The sequence below is a fragment of the Aneurinibacillus thermoaerophilus genome (assembly GCF_019603355.1).
Classification (GTDB): Bacteria; Bacillota; Bacilli; order Aneurinibacillales; family Aneurinibacillaceae; genus Aneurinibacillus; species Aneurinibacillus thermoaerophilus.
The window spans coordinates 3,008,260-3,024,609 of record NZ_CP080764.1; the positions used below are offsets into that span (position 1 = coordinate 3,008,260).

The 16,350-nt window shown below is 45.1% G+C and carries 16 protein-coding genes; 5 read left to right on the plus strand and 11 right to left on the minus strand.

Annotation, left to right across the window (positions count from 1 at the left end):
- Positions 1-119: 119 nt before the first annotated feature.
- Entirely contained in the window at positions 120-395 is a 276-nt protein-coding gene (locus tag K3F53_RS15540; protein ID WP_057897744.1) for a DUF3055 domain-containing protein, read from the plus strand.
- Between the two features lie 74 nt (positions 396-469).
- Entirely contained in the window at positions 470-763 is a 294-nt protein-coding gene (locus K3F53_RS15545; RefSeq protein WP_236781960.1) for a hypothetical protein, read from the plus strand.
- Between the two features lie 108 nt (positions 764-871).
- Here the strand turns inward: K3F53_RS15545 and K3F53_RS15550 are convergent, their stop codons facing one another.
- Positions 872-1,318, minus strand: a complete 447-nt coding sequence (locus K3F53_RS15550) for a YutD family protein (RefSeq protein ID WP_082705874.1) — start codon at positions 1,316-1,318, stop codon at positions 872-874.
- A gap of 142 nt (positions 1,319-1,460) precedes the next feature.
- On the opposite strand from K3F53_RS15550, the gene K3F53_RS15555 reads away from it, so the two are divergent.
- Positions 1,461-2,429, plus strand: coding sequence for a YhcN/YlaJ family sporulation lipoprotein (locus K3F53_RS15555; protein WP_057897743.1), 969 nt, complete (start codon positions 1,461-1,463; stop codon positions 2,427-2,429).
- Between the two features lie 54 nt (positions 2,430-2,483).
- Here the strand turns inward: K3F53_RS15555 and lipA are convergent, their stop codons facing one another.
- Positions 2,484-3,350 (minus strand): lipoyl synthase, encoded by an 867-nt coding sequence (gene lipA / locus K3F53_RS15560; protein WP_057897742.1) that lies wholly within the window; start codon positions 3,348-3,350, stop codon positions 2,484-2,486.
- Positions 3,351-3,538: 188 nt separating this feature from the next.
- Between lipA and K3F53_RS15565 the strand changes: the two genes are divergently transcribed.
- A complete protein-coding gene (locus K3F53_RS15565) occupies positions 3,539-4,564 on the plus strand; it encodes a M23 family metallopeptidase (protein ID WP_091260734.1) in 1,026 nt (341 codons plus the stop codon).
- 21 nt (positions 4,565-4,585) lie between these two features.
- Positions 4,586-5,062 carry a L,D-transpeptidase gene (locus K3F53_RS15570; protein ID WP_057897740.1) on the plus strand — a complete coding sequence of 159 codons (477 nt, stop codon included), beginning with the start codon at positions 4,586-4,588 and terminating at the stop codon, positions 5,060-5,062.
- 49 nt (positions 5,063-5,111) lie between these two features.
- Here the strand turns inward: K3F53_RS15570 and K3F53_RS15575 are convergent, their stop codons facing one another.
- From K3F53_RS15575 to K3F53_RS15615, 9 genes are all read right to left on the minus strand, one after another.
- Positions 5,112-5,660: a class I SAM-dependent methyltransferase gene (locus tag K3F53_RS15575; protein ID WP_220559096.1), complete on the minus strand. Its 549-nt coding sequence runs from the start codon at positions 5,658-5,660 to the stop codon at positions 5,112-5,114.
- Between the two features lie 67 nt (positions 5,661-5,727).
- Entirely contained in the window at positions 5,728-7,248 is a 1,521-nt protein-coding gene (locus K3F53_RS15580; RefSeq protein ID WP_220559097.1) for a carboxypeptidase M32, read from the minus strand.
- Positions 7,249-7,335: 87 nt separating this feature from the next.
- Positions 7,336-9,294 carry a methyl-accepting chemotaxis protein gene (locus K3F53_RS15585; protein WP_091260739.1) on the minus strand — a complete coding sequence of 653 codons (1,959 nt, stop codon included), beginning with the start codon at positions 9,292-9,294 and terminating at the stop codon, positions 7,336-7,338.
- Between the two features lie 253 nt (positions 9,295-9,547).
- The gene (locus tag K3F53_RS15590; protein WP_057897736.1) at positions 9,548-10,861 is read right to left on the minus strand and encodes a phytoene desaturase family protein; all 1,314 of its coding nucleotides are present in this window, start codon (positions 10,859-10,861) and stop codon (positions 9,548-9,550) included.
- A gap of 226 nt (positions 10,862-11,087) precedes the next feature.
- Positions 11,088-12,392, minus strand: coding sequence for a pyrimidine-nucleoside phosphorylase (locus tag K3F53_RS15595; RefSeq protein WP_057897735.1), 1,305 nt, complete (start codon positions 12,390-12,392; stop codon positions 11,088-11,090).
- A 25-nt stretch (positions 12,393-12,417) separates the two neighbouring features.
- Positions 12,418-13,647, minus strand: a complete 1,230-nt coding sequence (locus K3F53_RS15600) for a NupC/NupG family nucleoside CNT transporter (protein ID WP_057897734.1) — start codon at positions 13,645-13,647, stop codon at positions 12,418-12,420.
- A 398-nt stretch (positions 13,648-14,045) separates the two neighbouring features.
- The gene (yunB, locus tag K3F53_RS15605) at positions 14,046-14,789 is read right to left on the minus strand and encodes a sporulation protein YunB (RefSeq protein WP_057897733.1); all 744 of its coding nucleotides are present in this window, start codon (positions 14,787-14,789) and stop codon (positions 14,046-14,048) included.
- Positions 14,790-14,979: 190 nt separating this feature from the next.
- On the minus strand, positions 14,980-15,600 hold the full coding sequence (locus K3F53_RS15610) for an S-layer homology domain-containing protein (RefSeq protein ID WP_057897732.1): 621 nt from the start codon (positions 15,598-15,600) through the stop codon (positions 14,980-14,982).
- Positions 15,601-15,880: 280 nt separating this feature from the next.
- The gene (locus K3F53_RS15615) at positions 15,881-16,345 is read right to left on the minus strand and encodes a C40 family peptidase (RefSeq protein WP_057897731.1); all 465 of its coding nucleotides are present in this window, start codon (positions 16,343-16,345) and stop codon (positions 15,881-15,883) included.
- Positions 16,346-16,350 lie beyond the last annotated feature (5 nt).

A 16,350-nucleotide genomic window follows, 5' to 3' on the forward strand; every position in this document is an offset into this window, starting at 1 on the left:
AGTATACCATGACTTAGGAAAGATACACATATGGGGTATGATAAAAAACAAATAGCAAAACAACAAAAGATATGTATATAATATCCAAGAAAGTTTTTATTAAGATGGGAGGCAAAAATATGTCACAACATGGAGATTGGACTTTTCTTTATGACCATAAGGAAGAGACTACGACACGATATGTAAGCTTTATCGGGGAAGAAGGGCGCTACGATATCGCAATTATTAAAACGAAAAACTTCTACGGCAAAAGCCTGGTATTAAATATTCTTACTCACCGGATGGCCATTCTCGGTCAAAAAGATCTAGACGAGCCAGGTTATCTGGAAGAAGCCTTCAATATGACAGAAGAGGAAGCCAACGAGCTGCGGGAATTTTTGCGTTTAAGCATCTAATTTTCCTAGAATAAATTATGAGACGTTGGCATGATACTACCTTTATCCTTTATTTTATGAAGGAGGGGGTTTTCTTGTCTGCCAAAGAACCACTATCTGAGAAAAAAGAAGAAATGTTTGAACCTCTAAAAACGGAAGCGAGCGTGATCCATACACATTACCCGGAGGAATTCCCGGAAGGATCTTATGGCACCGCCGCGTTCTCCCATCCTTTCCTCGGTAAAGAATCCTGGGACACCGGCGAAAAAGCTGAATCTGCGTTCACATACGAAAACCGTTCCTTCCACGAAGGCATTCCGCGCCAAGATCCGGGCGCGCACCCGACGCATGATAATCCGGGCGAGAATGAAGAGCCGATGCTCGAGTAAAAACAAATAAAAAAACTCACGGGCGTTTCCGCCCGTCCTTTTTTGCAACGGAGAAACGGCTAACAAAAAAGCGGAGCGCCGCATCGACGATCCGCTTGTTCCTTATTCTTATTGTACTGTCATTTTTTCCTTGCCTTCCTTTAGTTTGCGGCGAGAGCGCGCACGACGTCTTGCTTCGCGTCGCTTCCCTTCTTTGCCTTTGGTCGTTTTTCCTTCCAGCCTCTCTGCCGATTCTTCCCCTTCCGGATCATCAATTTCTTCCACTTCTGGCAGATGATCTGCTTGCTTTACTTTTTTCAGCAGAAAATACGCGCATCCAAAATTGCAATACTCCATAATATACTCGTCGAAAAAGCTAATTCGCGCGTCAAAGGGCGCTTTACGGTTTGTGTCTTCAAAAAAACCTTTCAACCGAAGCTGACCGTATCCCCAGTCGCCCACGATGTAGTCGAACTTACTTAAAATGTCACTATACCGTTCTCTGAACGCTTCCTGGTTGAACCCGTTTTTATTTTCCTCAATTAGCTCGTAGACCTGATCCTGGACCCGTATCACTTCAGTTGCCTCCTCTCGGGCCATCAGTAATATGCATGGTGGCGCGCGTCTCCTATTTTACCACAATTTTTGGCGTTGCACACAAAATTCCCACGAAAACTCCCCAATCCGGCGGGCAACCTACAGGATAGGAGGTGGTACAATGAAAAAAATCTTATCCGTACTTTCTGTAGTAGGTCTTGCTGTTTCGCTGGCCGCTTGCTCTCCGGCAGCGGATAATACGCGCACAAACCAATACCGCCCACTAAGCGTTGGCCCTAACAACCCGCCCGGTACGATCTACCGTTACCACAATGTAGGGGACGGCCGCTACGATACGTACCGTAACGGTATCATTAAAGATCAAACAAATTACCGCCCGGGTGTACTGCGCGATTCAAGGGACAGAATGCTTCGCACACAAGGCCTGAATGATATGGGAATTAATAACAATGGGCAGCGCGTATACAGTACGGGTAAATACGGTACGAATACCATTGTAGGTAACAATGCATATCCGTATTCCATTTACAGACCAGACACGAAAAACTATAACGTGGGAACCCGTAGCAACCAGCCGACCATCGGCTTCGTCCACCTCGGCGACAACCAAGCCGGTAATGGCCGTACGTATAACGGTATGGGCGTGCAAAATTACAACGCACCAAACGGTAATACCTTGTATCAGGGTATACAAGCTAACTATGATACAGCTACACCAAACGTATACGTTGACCGCCAAATGCTGGCTTCCGCCGTCGCCAAGGTCGCCAAACAAATACCCGGTGTAAAGCGAGCGACTGTGCTTACGACTGATAACCAAATTTTTGTGGGCTGCGATACATCCGGTCTAAGTCCATCTGCTGCGCAAACAATACTGGAAAAAGTACAAAAAGGTTGCGAAAACGTATCTCCACGTTATTATAAAGTGTACACAACGAACGATCAAAACACCATCGACAAAGTATACAAAAACGCGATGCAAATGGGCACAAAAACCGATCAGGAGTTCGAACAAATGATTGGTCATAAAGCCAATTCCATGCATAACCTCTCCACAAATACCGAAAGCAATAAATCCAGCAGCAGCAAATCTGGAAAACCAATGCGTACGCATCATATGAAGAAATAACGCAACATAAGCCCTTCCGCATCCTGCGGCAGGGCTTGTTACATTGCTTCCGATTCACAATGCTTTAGCAGCCGACTCTACCTGTTCGTGCGCATGGTATGAACTGCGTACCAATGGGCCGGACTCTACATGCTTGAAACCTCGCTTCATTCCTTCGTCTTTTAACTGTGCAAACTCGTCCGGATGATAAAACTTCTTCACTGGCAGATGTTTCGGCGTCGGCTGAAGATATTGTCCGATAGTCAATATATCTACATCCACACGTCGCAAATCGTCCATCGTTTTCAGAATTTCCTCCATTGTTTCCCCAACACCGATCATAATGCTTGACTTTGTTGGAATATCCGGTTGGAACTCTTTTGCCTTAGCCAGAAGTTCCAGCGTGCGGTTATATTTCGCTTTCGAGCGAACACGATCTGATAGACGTTCTACCGTTTCAATATTATGGTTTAAAATATCCGGTCTGGCATCCATAACAACTTTCAATGCATCCCAATTGCCAAGAAAGTCTGGAATCAACACTTCCACACTGCAGAGTGGCATACGTTTTCGGATCGCTTTAATCGTCTCAGCAAAAATAGACGCTCCGCCATCTTTCAAGTCATCGCGGGCTACAGACGTGACGACCACATGTCTCAACCCCATCTGTTCTGTCGCTTCCGCCACGCGTTCCGGCTCAGCCAAATCAAGCTCCGTCGGAAGCCCCGTTTTTACGGCGCAAAACCGACAAGCACGAGTACACAAATCACCAAGGATCATAAACGTTGCGGTCCGATTGGCCCAACATTCATATATATTCGGACAGCGCGCTTCTTCACAAACTGTATGCAACGTTTTGCCGCGCATCATTCGTTTGAGCTCTTTGAAGTTTTCACCCGTATTTAGTTTAATTTTTAGCCATTCTGGCTTTCGTTCTGACATGAAGCGCTCATCTCCATTCTCTTATCAAGTTCCTCTTCCCTATTGTAAAAAAGCCCAAGCACTAAAGCAATCCAAACCTGCTTCCAATGGGTTTTATTGTCATATTCTTCCCGTTCCTCCCGTTATAAAATCAGTGCCTTTGCACACACTAAGGCCAAGATATAAACACGTTATCACGGGAGGGCCATATGTGGTGTAAAAGAGCATTTCTACTTATTATCGTCTGCATCCTTTGCCTTATTCCTGCCCCCGTATGGGCTGCTTCTCACGGTTCTGCGGAGGCAGAAGCACGTGAAAGGCAACTGCTGTTTGAGCATATGCAAGCCATCACCGGCGTGCCTTGGTATTATCTGGCCGCCGTCGACCAATATGAGCGCAGTATTCACAAACATGTGAAAAAGAAGGGAAAAAATGTCTCACCTGAAGCAAAGCAGCGTAAACTCGGCATCGTTTTTTCTCCTGAAATCTGGAGCGGTTTTCTGAATCCAAATCCGGAGGATACATCTCCGTCGACCATCTCATTTTTCGGCGGTCTTGGCAAAGACGGAGACGGAGATGGCAAAGCAGACCGAAACAATGATCTTGATGTCGCATATACCATGGCCAGTTACCTAACGGAGTTCGGCTTCACAGAGGATGATATTCGCATCGCACTTTGGCAATATTACACACGCGACAAAAACGTCGAGATCATTTCCAATCTCGCCACTATCTACCAGTACTACAACACACTGCATCTGACCGGCAGCGCTTTTCCAGTGCCGCTTCATTATAATTACAGCTACCGTAGCACCTGGGGTGATCCGCGCGGTTGGGGCGGACGGCGCATCCACGAAGGAACCGATATTTTCGCTGGGTACGGTACCCCCGTACGCGCTACCAAGCACGGTATTATCGAAACAATGGGCTGGAATCCATACGGAGGCTGGCGCATAGGAATAAGGGATGTGGACGCCCTTTACCATTATTACGCCCATCTCAATGGCTTTAACAAAAAATTCAAAGTAGGTGATGTGGTCAAACCGGGAGACGTTATCGGTTATGTCGGCAGTTCAGGATACGGCAAGCCCGGTACATCCGGCAAGTTCCCGCCGCATTTGCATTACGGTGTCTACCGGGATAATGGCAAAACCGAATATTCTTACGATCCATATCCAATGCTAAAACGCTGGGAGAAGGAAGAATACAAAAACAAAAAGAAAAAGAAAAAATAAAGGGAAAAGGAGGAAGTGACGATGCGCAAATATTTTCCACTATGGTTCCTCTTTTCCCTATTATTTTACACAATCCTTATCTGTCCTGCTTCTGCCTTAGAAGATGAAGTGCATATCGAAATTAACAAAACAACCAACCGCCTGACCATTTTTCTGAACGATGTACCAGTGTATGTGTTTTCAGTCGCGACGGGCAAAAACAAAAATTTAACACCTGAAGGCGAATTCAAAATCGTGACAAAAGTAGAAAACCCGTGGTATCTGCCAAAGAACGTGCCTGGCGGCAGTCCACAAAACCCGTTGGGTACAAGATGGCTCGGGCTCAACATACAAAACACCGGCGGGTATAAATACGGGATTCATGGGACGAATAATCCTGCTAGCATCGGCCATCATGTCAGTCAAGGCTGCATCCGCATGCAAAATAAGGATGTCGAATGGCTGTACAGCAACATTCCAATCGGAACCCGAGTCATTATCAAAAGTAATACGCCCTAGCCAAACTCCGAAAAAAATCTGCCCTGCCAGTAAACGCAGGGCAGATTTTTTACTGTTTGCGGCAGAAATATACAAAGGCTGGGAGAAAATTTAATGGTACATATTGAATGGAAATATGATTAAACTTTCGTTTTAAATGCTTTCGCATCTGCAACGAAAACTGGAACATGATGAAATCGCCGCCTGGCTTTAGATGGCTGTGAACCATATCCAGCAACTGTTCGATTTGTTGAGCCGAAAACCAAGAAACAGGCAAGGCCGATACAATACAATCAAGGTGCTCTATGTTTCGTTCCTGCATTACTTCAGGAAGATTAAAGGCATCCGTGTATATCCGCAGATGTGGAAATTGCTCCTGTAAATGCCGATTCAGGTTTTCCTCGTTTTCAAATACGAGCAGCGATTCAATGGACGGACATTTTCCATCCAGCGCCTTTGTCAGCACCCCTGTACCCGCGCCTAGTTCTGCAACGATCCGCGGCTTCCTTTCATTAATATAGCTCGTAATATGTTTCACGAGGAACGGGGAACTCGGAATAATGCTGGCCACTTGGAGAGGGGAGCGCAGAAAGCTTTTAAGAAAAAGAACTTTATCCATATTCTTTCTTCATCCTTTGCCCCAAATTTATTTATATCATAATGTAACAAAACGAAAAAAAGTTGAATTATGCAAGCTCATAGACATCTGTATACTTTTTCTCCAAATAAGCGATTAAATAAGTGGCATTGATTCCTTCGCCGGTCGCTTCTCTGATTATTTTTGCCGGAAGCAACATTTTACCGTGGCGGTGCACTTTCTCCTTCATCCAGCGCGTAATGATGCCAAACTCACCCTGGCGCACTGCTTCCCTGTAATCTGGAATATCCCGGGAAAGCGCTGCTTCCAATTGTGCCGCGTAAATATTGCCCAGTGAATAGGTAGGAAAATATCCGAAATCTCCCCCTGACCAGTGTACATCCTGTAGCACGCCTTGTGCGTCATTAGGAGGCGTAATGCCTAGGTAGTCGCTCATTTTTTCCGCCCATGCTCCAGGCAAGTCAGCCACCCGTAAATCACCGGTAATCAGCGCCTTCTCCAGTTCATAACGCAGCATAATATGTAAATTGTATGTCAACTCGTCGGCTTCAATCCGTATAAGCGACGGTTGTACCTGATTGACCGCTCGGTATACCGCATTCACAGAAACGCCGGCGAATGGCCCCGGGAACATGGCGGCCGCTTCCGAATAAAAGCAACTCCAAAACGCTTCGCTGCGCCCTATTATATTTTCCCAAAAACGGGATTGCGATTCATGGATACCCATGGATGCACCTTCCCAAAGCAATGTCCCGGCCAATTCAGGCGCAATGTTCTGCTCGTATATCGCATGTCCGACCTCGTGGATAGAACTATACAACGCCATTTGCAAGTCATGCTCGTAGATCTTCGTCGTGATCCGCACATCCCCAAGATTAAGTCCGGTCGAGAATGGATGGGCGCTTTCATCGAGCCGTCCAGCAGTAAAATCGTAACCGATTTTTTGCAATACAAACTTGCTGAACTCACGCTGAGCCTGGGCCGGGTAATGCTTCCGCAAGAAGGAAGTATCCGAAGGCTTGCCGTTCGCCTGAATTCTTTCCAACAATTCCACCGATTTTTTTCGCAAATCAGCAAACAACGGATCGATCATTTCAACTGTAACTCCCGGTTCATAACGATCCAGAAGCGTATTGTACCGATGACCTTCATATCCCCAAATATCAATGAATTGGTTTAGATGATCAATGATCTGCTCCAGATACGGCTGAAACGCCACAAAATCGTTGTTTCGCTTTGCTTCTTCCCAGATAACCTGCGCCTTCGCCGTCAGCACCGTATACGCTTGAAACAAATCCGCCGGAATGCTTTTATTTTTGTCGTATTCCTTTTTTAGCTCTCGCACCATTGCCTGTGTTACCGGGTCCAATGCTTCATACGTATCTGTATCGGAAAGGTTATCCAGCATCTCGCCCATTTCCGGAGCAATGCCAAGTTTAAAAAGCTCTGTGGACAGCATCCCGATAACTTCCGCCCGTTGTTCTTTACCGCGCACAGGAGCGCACGTCATTACATCCCAACTCAATACTGCGACCGCTTCTTTATAGTCAGCCATCTTTCGCACATACGTGCGAAACTTGTTCGTCATCTCCGCCTTGTTCTGCGCCATAGTTGTCCATTCCTCCCTGCCTGTTTTCTACTTATCATTATAGTAGGAAAAAGCCGTCAATCATATGACTGACGGCGTAAAAAACGGCTACAAAATAAATTTGCGAACCAGTCCATGCAATTCATCCGCCATTTTCGCCAATGAAGTAGAAGAAGCAGAAATCTCCTGCATAAACGCCAGCTGTTCTTCTGTTGCCGCGAACACGGTCTGAATGTCACCAGAGTTTGCGTCAATAATGCGTGACATCATTTCTACCGTAGCCGCAACCTCTTTGGTGCCGTTCGCCACTTCTTCCACCGCCGCCAGTACTTTCTGAAATTCGGTGGCCGATTCCGCAACAGACTTCTGGATTTGCGCAAATAATTGGCCAGCTTCATCTACAACCCGCATTCCATGTTCTACTTCTTGAGTGCCGGTGGTCATCGATTGGACAGCAGCTGCTGTTTCCTGTTGGATGGAATGAATAAGGGATGCAATTTTGCCGGCTGATTCCGTGGACTGCTCAGCCAATTTACGCACTTCATCAGCTACCACCGCAAATCCGCGGCCATGCTCACCAGCACGCGCCGCTTCAATGGCGGCATTCAACGCAAGCAAATTCGTTTGGTTTGAAAGCGTTGTAATCACTTCTATAATTTTCCCAATTTCTTGTGAACGCTGACTAAGTCCCTGCACCATTCCGGCTAAGCCCCGTACTGTCGCATCGATGGACTGCATCTGGCCCACTACCTGCTGAATCACCTGATTTCCTTTTATTGACATATCGTTTGCCTGAAGCGCCACAGCATTTACCGCTTGCACACGAGAAGCCATTTCCCGGGCATTCACAGACATTTCGTTAATCGTTCGTGCAGTTTTCTCTATCCCTTCCACCTGACGTTCTGAGCCGGCGGCTACTTCTTGCATCACCGAAGTAATTTGTTCGGTCGCCTGATTTGTCTGATCAGCGCTTGCGTTTAGTTGTTGGGATGAAGCGGCGAGCTGTTCTGATTTCTCGTGCGCTTCGCGGATCATTGCGGACAACGAATCCGCCATATAATTGAAGCTTTCGCCTAATTCGCCGAATTCATCGTTTGTATGTACCTGAATCCGTTCACGCAAATCCCCTTCGCTAATCCGATGAGCGATTTCTTTTATACTTCTCAGCGGTACCATAATAGAACGAATAACAAAGTAGCTTCGTAAAATTCCGTATAGTAGTGCAGCAATCAACACAATAAGCATAACAACGAAAATTGGGCTCGCTTCACTCTTCGCTTCATCCACACTTATCACACCGGCAAGTTTCCAACCTGTTAATTGATTCGTCGTAAAAAAGACATGGCTTTCCTGACCTTCCACCTCGTATTCAAAATCCCCGGAATGTGAAGCAAAAATAGGTTCAACCCCAGCAAAGTCAGCCTTTTCACCCGCTTTGTGTACCGGATGAGAAACAACTTTTTTCGCCTGATCCAGAATAAATGCGTAACCCTCTCTACCAATTTTAATCTGTTTAATATTGTCAGATAACGCTTTCAAATTTACATCTAGACCCACTACACCTCCTCCCTGTTGCAATGCAACAGAAATAGTGACGACGATATCCTTTGTTCCTGTATCTACATACGGTTCTGTAATAAACACTTTCCCGGGACTGTTCATTGCTTGCTTATACCAAATGCTGGTGCGGGGATCATATCCATCTGGAAGATCAAAAGGTGTAACTAGCATTTGTCCGTTTTTTAAGCCTACAAACGTGTGCAACATCTCAGGATGGAGCGACTGAAATGTGTTAATATTCTGCAACATTTGCGCTTGGTTTTCTCCAGATGTTCTCTCAAGCGTGGCGGCCAGATACTCAGCCTCCTTTATCGCAGGCTCTATCGTTCGGGTAATAAATTTATCCATTAATTCTATATTTTCTTTTGCACTGCGTACAATTTGTTCATTTACTTTCCGTTCTGCTGTCTTATAAGCGGTTATGCCAAGGACAAGCGTTGGAAGAAGCAAAAGGACGGCAAAAGCATAGATTAATTTGTTTTTAATTGTTTTTCGCACTTTTTTCATCACACTCTCCCCTATCTTCTATTTGGTAAATTCGTTTCATAATTTTATTTTTATCTAGGAATTAAGTTATCGGATTTTTTGTCTATAAATTTAGTCTTTTATAAGTTTTTTCTAACAAAGAAAAAAAGCCGCCTAAATAAGGCGGCAAAGAAAAAGGGGGAGAATATAGGGAGACACTTATTCCTATAACTACTTTTTATTCTTCCCCTTTTTACCCAGTTATAAACCTACCCCATTACGCTTTTTCGTTTTTTCATACGTAAGAATATTTTTGCAAGATGAGTTTGCTCGATTCATACGCACTGTGAAACGACAGTTCTGACAATTGCCCTTTGCCTTCGCACCAATCGCCCGCAAAGAATACATTTCGGTAATCCGGCAAATAAAGCGGCATCGGTTTCTGGGTCATCGTCCACTTAATCTCCTGCGCAGCGGCGCGCTTGGATACGCGTGGCACCACCAGCTGTTCACGCCAGCCGGCGAAGTGTTTATCATAAAGCGCTTCGATTTTTTCGTGATATTCCTGAATTTTTTCTTTATCTTTCAGATCTTCTTCTGTTAGGTATGCAATAGCCTGTAGTAATTGGCCGCCTTCCGGCACACATGTTTCGTCATAGTGTGAAATGTCGGTGATAAACATTTTATTCTTCTTATCGTAAATGTACGTGTATGGCACATCGATCCGCTTTGCTAAACCGACATCGTACACATATACATAACTCGGCTCATAGCTTGAGTATTGCTTAATAAAATGTTCGATTTTTGTACCTACTACAATTTTCTCCAGCTCTTTCGGCGGAATGCAAAACAGGAACTCATGGCCTCTGAACATCCCTTGTGTTGTCTGTACAGCTATCACGCGATCATTCTCTGCCTCCACCGCTTCCGCCTTTGCCTTCGTAATAATGGTACCACCATTTTCTTCGATAACGCGAACAAACTCATTAATAAGCGCTTGCCAGCCGCCGCCAATGTATGCAACTGGCTTGTTGGTTGTAAACAGGCGCTGATAATAATTAAAGAATACATCGGACGGAATTCGTTCCGGTTCCCGGGTAAAGAAGTTAGAGGAAGCAAGAGTTAACATCATATCCTTGACGTCAGGACTAATTTCTTTTTCCTCCATCCACTTTGCAATGGAGAGGTGCGGATGTCCTTTCTCCATATGCAGCATCGTTTTGAAAATTTCAAACGTGAATTTGATTTTACCCATGCTGTTCAATACGCAAGTGCTGAACAAACCTTGAATATTGGCAGGCACATCCGTTAATCTGTCACCGATGTCATATTTCGCCTTGTTGGGCTGAAAATCTCTCCAGTCGATGTGAATAGCTAACTCTTTCTCAAATTTGCGGAGCACGGAAGTATCGCGGCCATAAATCGCATGTGCACCAAAGTTAAACGCGAAGCCTTTAATTTTTAGCGTGACGGCCCTTCCACCAAGGTTACCGCGTTCTAATACAACAACTTTCTTTCCCTTCTTGGACAAATAAGCTGCGGCCGATAAGCCGGCCAATCCACCGCCTACAATAACAGCATCATAGTAGGTTGTTTCATGTGCTTCCATGTTGTTAACATCTCCCACTGTATGAGTTGATTTTACCCTAGATTGGTGTTGTTTTTATATTACCACCCAAGTACGTCATTTTACCTTCTTCAGATTAATTAGACAATAGCCTTTATATTATCAAATATGCTTTCGATGAAATAAAAAGCTGGAAATGTAAACACCCCAAAACCCGGTGGGCCCACAAAGAAGTCCTACGGTCTTTCCGCAGGACTTTTCCATATTTTTATGCACGGATTTCGTCGTAAATGAGCGGAGGAGCACTAACTGCATCTGGTGTAATTCTGTACGCATCCTCAATCATTCTCTTTACGTCGGCTATGTCTTCGCGATTGCTGTGAATCGCCACAAGCGGTTCACCTTTCTGTACGGTGTCGCCAACCTTTTTCCGCAGCACGGCGCCAACCGCCAAATCAATAGCTGAATCTTTGGTTGTACGACCTGCGCCGAGCAACATTGCTGCTGTGCCGATCCGGTCCGCCTGAATGGAAGCGATATAACCCTCTGCCGGCGCTGCCACTTCGAATACATATTTTGCTGTCGGCAATCTGGATGGATCATCGATAACTGAAGCATCTCCACCTTGAGCAGACAAAAATGTTTTAAACTTTTCAAGTGCCTGACCGTTCGCGATCGCTTCTTTTAATCTCTCTCTCGCTTCTTCCGGGCTTTGCGCTTTTCCTCCAAGATATACCATATAGCTGCCCAGCGTCAGGCAAAGCTCTTCCAAATCTTTTGGTCCATGGCCACGCAACGTATCAATTGCCTCTTTTACTTCCAGGGCATTGCCCACCGCATAACCTAACGGCTGGCTCATATCCGAAATGATCGCCATCGTCTGACGACCCACACGATTCCCGATATCCACCATCGCCCGCGCAAGTTCGCGCGCCTGTTCTAGCTCTTTCATAAGCGCACCGCTACCCGTCTTTACATCAAGGACGATAGCATCAGCGCCAGACGCGATTTTTTTGCTCATAATAGAACTTGCGATAAGCGAGAGCGAATTTACCGTCGCGGTAACATCACGCAATGCGTATAATTTTTTGTCCGCAGGAGTTAAGTTGCCGCTCTGTCCCACAACAGCGACTTTATTTTTGTTGACAAGCTCATTAAACTGTTGATTATCAATTTCTACATGAAATCCCGGAACTGATTCCAGCTTATCAATGGTGCCGCCAGTATGACCAAGACCACGCCCGGACATTTTGGCCACCGGCACGCCAAGCGAAGCTACCAGCGGGGCAAGAACAAGCGTCGTTGTATCCCCTACGCCGCCGGTGCTATGCTTATCCACCTTGATCCCCTCGATCGCTGACAAATCAATCTGATCGCCCGATTCCACCATCGCCATTGTTAAATGCGCTCGCTCCTCTTGTGTCATATCACGGAAGAAAATCACCATCGCTAGGGCAGACATCTGGTAATCAGGAATGTCGCCTTTCGTATAACCTTGAATAATAAAATCAATTTCCGCTTTGCTTAATTCTTTTCCGTCCCGCTTCTTTTCGATTAAATCAACCATCCTCATACGACAGACCTCCCTTTACTTTTCTTTACACAAGCATACCAGCCATTGCCGCACTTAACAGTGAAGCGAGCATACCGGCCGCCACGGCCCGCAGCCCGAGACGCGCAATATCCTGCCTCCGGTTCGGCGCTAAGCTTCCGAGCCCGCCCAAAAGGATCGCCATGGAGGACAGATTGGCAAAGCCGCAGAGCGCAAAGCTGACAATCGCTACCGTTTTCGGTGTAAGATTCTTAATTTGCGGAGCGAAATCAGTATAGGCTACAAACTCGTTTAATACAAGCTTCTCACCAATAAAGCCTCCGGCCATGATCGCCTCAGACCATGGCACACCGACCGCAAATGCAAGAGGGGCAAAAATAAATCCGAGAATCTTCTGCAAAGATAATCCTTCGTAATGAAACCAGCCACCGATAATGCCCAATCCCCCGTTAATGAGAGCGATAAGCGCAATAAAAGCAAGCAGCATAGCTCCAATATTAAGCGCAAGGTGCAAACCGACGCTTGCGCCGCGCGCAGCAGCGTCAATAACGTTAACCGATTCCGAGTCCTCATCCATTTTGAACTCCAATTTGCTTCCCGGAGCGGTTTCCGGTATTTTCGTCTCCGGCACGAAAATTTTTGCAATCACAAGGCCGGCCGGTGCCGCCATAAAGCTGGCTGCCAGTAAATATTCCAATGGCACGCCAAGCAGCGAGTAGCCCACAAGCACAGAACCCGCCACCGAGGCCAGTCCACCGGTCATCACCGCAAACAATTCCGAATTGGTCATTGTCGCGATGTAGGGACGAACAACAAGCGGTGCCTCCGTCTGTCCGACAAAAATGTTTGCGGCAGCGGACATTGATTCCGCTTTACTCGTTCCAAGCAGCCACGACAACGCACCTCCGATAATTCGAATAATCAATTGCATAATGCCGAGATAATAAAGCACGGAAATCAGAGCGGAAAAAAAGATAACAACGGTTAATACCTGGAATGCAAATACGAAAGTAATTCCGGATTGGGGCGTATATAAACCGCCAAATAAGAATTTAACTCCTTCATTTGCGTAACCCGTAATTTCTGTAACGATCATCGTTAATTTTTCCAGCCACTTTTTCCCTGTTTCCCATTTCAGGACGATAAATGCAAATACTAGTTGAATCGCCAAACCACCCAGCACGGGCCTCAGTTTAATCGACTTTTTGTTATTAGAAAATAAGAATGCGATCCCGAGCACAACAAGAATCCCCAAGAGTCCCCATAACATGTTCACGCTATCCCACCTCTTCATTTATGTAATTTTATTGAATGAGCATTCATTCTTCTCAACATACTACATATGCTTTCTTTTGCCTAGTTTTCTATGCCAGCCTTGCCGCTTTCTCTTTATCCTTCCTTTTTATGCTGTCTGTTTATTCATCTTCTATTTCCACTCTTACAACCAGCTGTGAAATCGCTTACATCCTTCTTTTCTATTTTACAATATATCACAATACTTTGTTCGATAGAATTATCTTAATTACCCATTTTATTCCTAATCATAAAGACAAAAAAAAATCCACTGCCGTTCTTGCAGTGGAAAAATAAGGGGGAGAAAGAGAGAGAGAAAAATTTTTAAAGCTAATAATTATATTATTCCCAAAAATGATTTTGGCTAAACCTATGCATCCACTATTTCTGAATTTCTATGCTATTGGTTTGTACAGGAGGCACGATACTGGGTGGTTGTACGCCCGGAATTTCGCTTCCTGTCGGCCGTCCTTTGCCGTCATAGTAAAATTGGGGCACATTTCCGACGATAAGCGCGTTTGAAACTGGGATTTCCATTTTTACAATCGCCGGCTGCGTTGCAAAAGGAATCACAATTTTTACCTTTGTCTGGATAATAATAACAACTGTAATCAATACCATGTTAATGCCTGCTTCTTTCATTCTCGGTTCCAATTCGACATGCACGCTTCCGAATGGTACAAGCGTAAGTGGCAAGTCGGGGCCTAGTTGTGCCAACAAATTGCTCTTCAGCGCCTGACCTAGCGGAAGTGTCTGCGGCACCTCTTCTAAGTTTTTCAACGCATGGGTCACATTTTCCATCGTGTCCAACGCAATACGCGTATATTCATTATGGTTAAAAATGGCGGCCTGGATTTTTCCCTCTTTATCTTCCTTTAGCTGCACAAGTTCTTTAAAGTTAACATCTTTAATTATTTTTTGACCGATAGCATCATGAATCACTTTGGTCGCTAGTTGCTCCGTCCGGATGCGGGCGATTTCACGAATGGCCGGCTCTATATTTTTCTCTATATAGTAGAATGTTTGAAAAGTAAGACCCAAAAAAATCAGGAGGGAAATTAAAAACATATATTTCGAAGGGATCGGGGAACGAACGTTTCTTCCGCGCCATCTCTTCCTTCCCATGTTTCCACCCCCTTGCTGCAATATATGCCCAAAGCCGGCAGTCTAGGACTAAAAGACATTCTATCCAGCACCGCTTTTACCAAAGTGGAGCGAACAGAATAGCTTCTTTGTGGAAAGCGGGAGCAAACAAAAAGCCTGAAAGCACCGCTTTCAGGCCGGAAGAAGTATAACGCCACAAAATATACCAATATTACTTTAGTTTACCATAGAGATATGCGCGCGCTTGTTCAATCAACACAGCCGCTTCTGCGCGTGTAATATATTTAGCTCCACGGAAGGTGTTATCCGTATATCCTTTCATCACTTTCTTGTCTACCAGAGCAGAGACGCTGCCGACCGCCCACACCGGTATTTGATTAAAATCATCAAGCTTTTGCGCGGTGTCGACTTTTGTCACATCCAGTTCTAGCAGACGTGCCATCATAACTGCCGCCTCAAAACGTGTAATGGGCTTATTCGGTGCAAACTTGCCCTGATATCCGGTGACATAACCTGCTTGATAAGCGGAAGCAACTTGCTGATAGAACCATTGATACTTATGCACATCGCTAAAATCAACAATTGCATTTTCATTGAACTTGCCAAACGCCTTGTTGGCCATTGTTACAAATTCTGCGCGGGACACTTGTTTGCCTGGTCTAAACGTTCCGTCTTTATAACCGGACACAATCCCTTCTGCTACTAATTTATCCACTGCGGGTTTCGCCCAGTAAAAGTTGTCGAAGTCTTTGAAGTTGGCCGCGGAAGCTACAGAAACCACACTTAGTGACAAACCCATAGCCAACGCTAGCTTGGTAAATTTTCGTTTCATGATGAAAACCCACCTTTCCCTTACTATTTTCATATAAATAAAGCCTGCTTACGCCGCTTTATTTCTACCAGTAATTTTTTATGTTATCACCATCCAATCTAACGTATCCTGATGGCCTTCGGAAGTTAGCAAACCAGTAAATATATGGTTCCCACTTAATTATTTTCTTCGAGCTAAATAACGTGTTTATGGGGGGCATCCGTAAAAAATTAAAAAACCCCCAACCGTCCTTATGGCAGTTAGGAGTTAATAGCAAGATGTATGTAAATAAATACTCCGCTTATTTCAAGATGCGCTTCGCGCCTACATAACGTTTTCCCCAGTAATATTTATCATTAATATCATTAATAGCAACACCACGGCCGCTGGAAGAATGAATAAATTTCCCGTCTCCAATATACATACCCGCATGTGTTACAGGAGCACGACGGGACGTCTTGAAAAATACCAAATCACCCGTACGTAACTGAGAACGAGAAACCGGTGTTCCTCTCTGATACATAGCAGCTGCCGTACGCGGCAAAGAAATCTTTTCTCTTTTGAAGAGATAATTCAAAAATCCGGAACAGTCAAAACCACTTTTGGTGGTTCCCCCCCACTTATAAGGCGTTCCTATTAAACTTTTTGCTATCTCCACAAGAGAATTTTCGGCTGCGGAAGCTGTACGGGTACCTATAGGCGCAAACAAAGCGCTAAGAGCGATTGTCCCAGAAATCGCAAATATCATAATTTTCTTTTTTTTCATAGCCT

Coding starts and splice junctions, on each gene's coding strand:
- K3F53_RS15585 (WP_091260739.1), bottom strand. CDS start 9,294: ATGAAAAAAGTGCGAAAAACAATTAAAAACAAATTAATCTATGCTTTT.
- K3F53_RS15540 (WP_057897744.1), top strand. CDS start 120: ATGTCACAACATGGAGATTGGACTTTTCTTTATGACCATAAGGAAGAG.
- lipA (WP_057897742.1), bottom strand. CDS start 3,350: ATGTCAGAACGAAAGCCAGAATGGCTAAAAATTAAACTAAATACGGGT.
- K3F53_RS15580 (WP_220559097.1), bottom strand. CDS start 7,248: ATGGCGCAGAACAAGGCGGAGATGACGAACAAGTTTCGCACGTATGTG.
- K3F53_RS15570 (WP_057897740.1), top strand. CDS start 4,586: ATGCGCAAATATTTTCCACTATGGTTCCTCTTTTCCCTATTATTTTAC.
- K3F53_RS15595 (WP_057897735.1), bottom strand. CDS start 12,392: ATGAGGATGGTTGATTTAATCGAAAAGAAGCGGGACGGAAAAGAATTA.
- K3F53_RS15615 (WP_057897731.1), bottom strand. CDS start 16,345: ATGAAAAAAAAGAAAATTATGATATTTGCGATTTCTGGGACAATCGCT.
- K3F53_RS15555 (WP_057897743.1), top strand. CDS start 1,461: ATGAAAAAAATCTTATCCGTACTTTCTGTAGTAGGTCTTGCTGTTTCG.
- K3F53_RS15610 (WP_057897732.1), bottom strand. CDS start 15,600: ATGAAACGAAAATTTACCAAGCTAGCGTTGGCTATGGGTTTGTCACTA.
- K3F53_RS15575 (WP_220559096.1), bottom strand. CDS start 5,660: ATGGATAAAGTTCTTTTTCTTAAAAGCTTTCTGCGCTCCCCTCTCCAA.
- yunB (WP_057897733.1), bottom strand. CDS start 14,789: ATGGGAAGGAAGAGATGGCGCGGAAGAAACGTTCGTTCCCCGATCCCT.
- K3F53_RS15565 (WP_091260734.1), top strand. CDS start 3,539: ATGTGGTGTAAAAGAGCATTTCTACTTATTATCGTCTGCATCCTTTGC.
- K3F53_RS15590 (WP_057897736.1), bottom strand. CDS start 10,861: ATGGAAGCACATGAAACAACCTACTATGATGCTGTTATTGTAGGCGGT.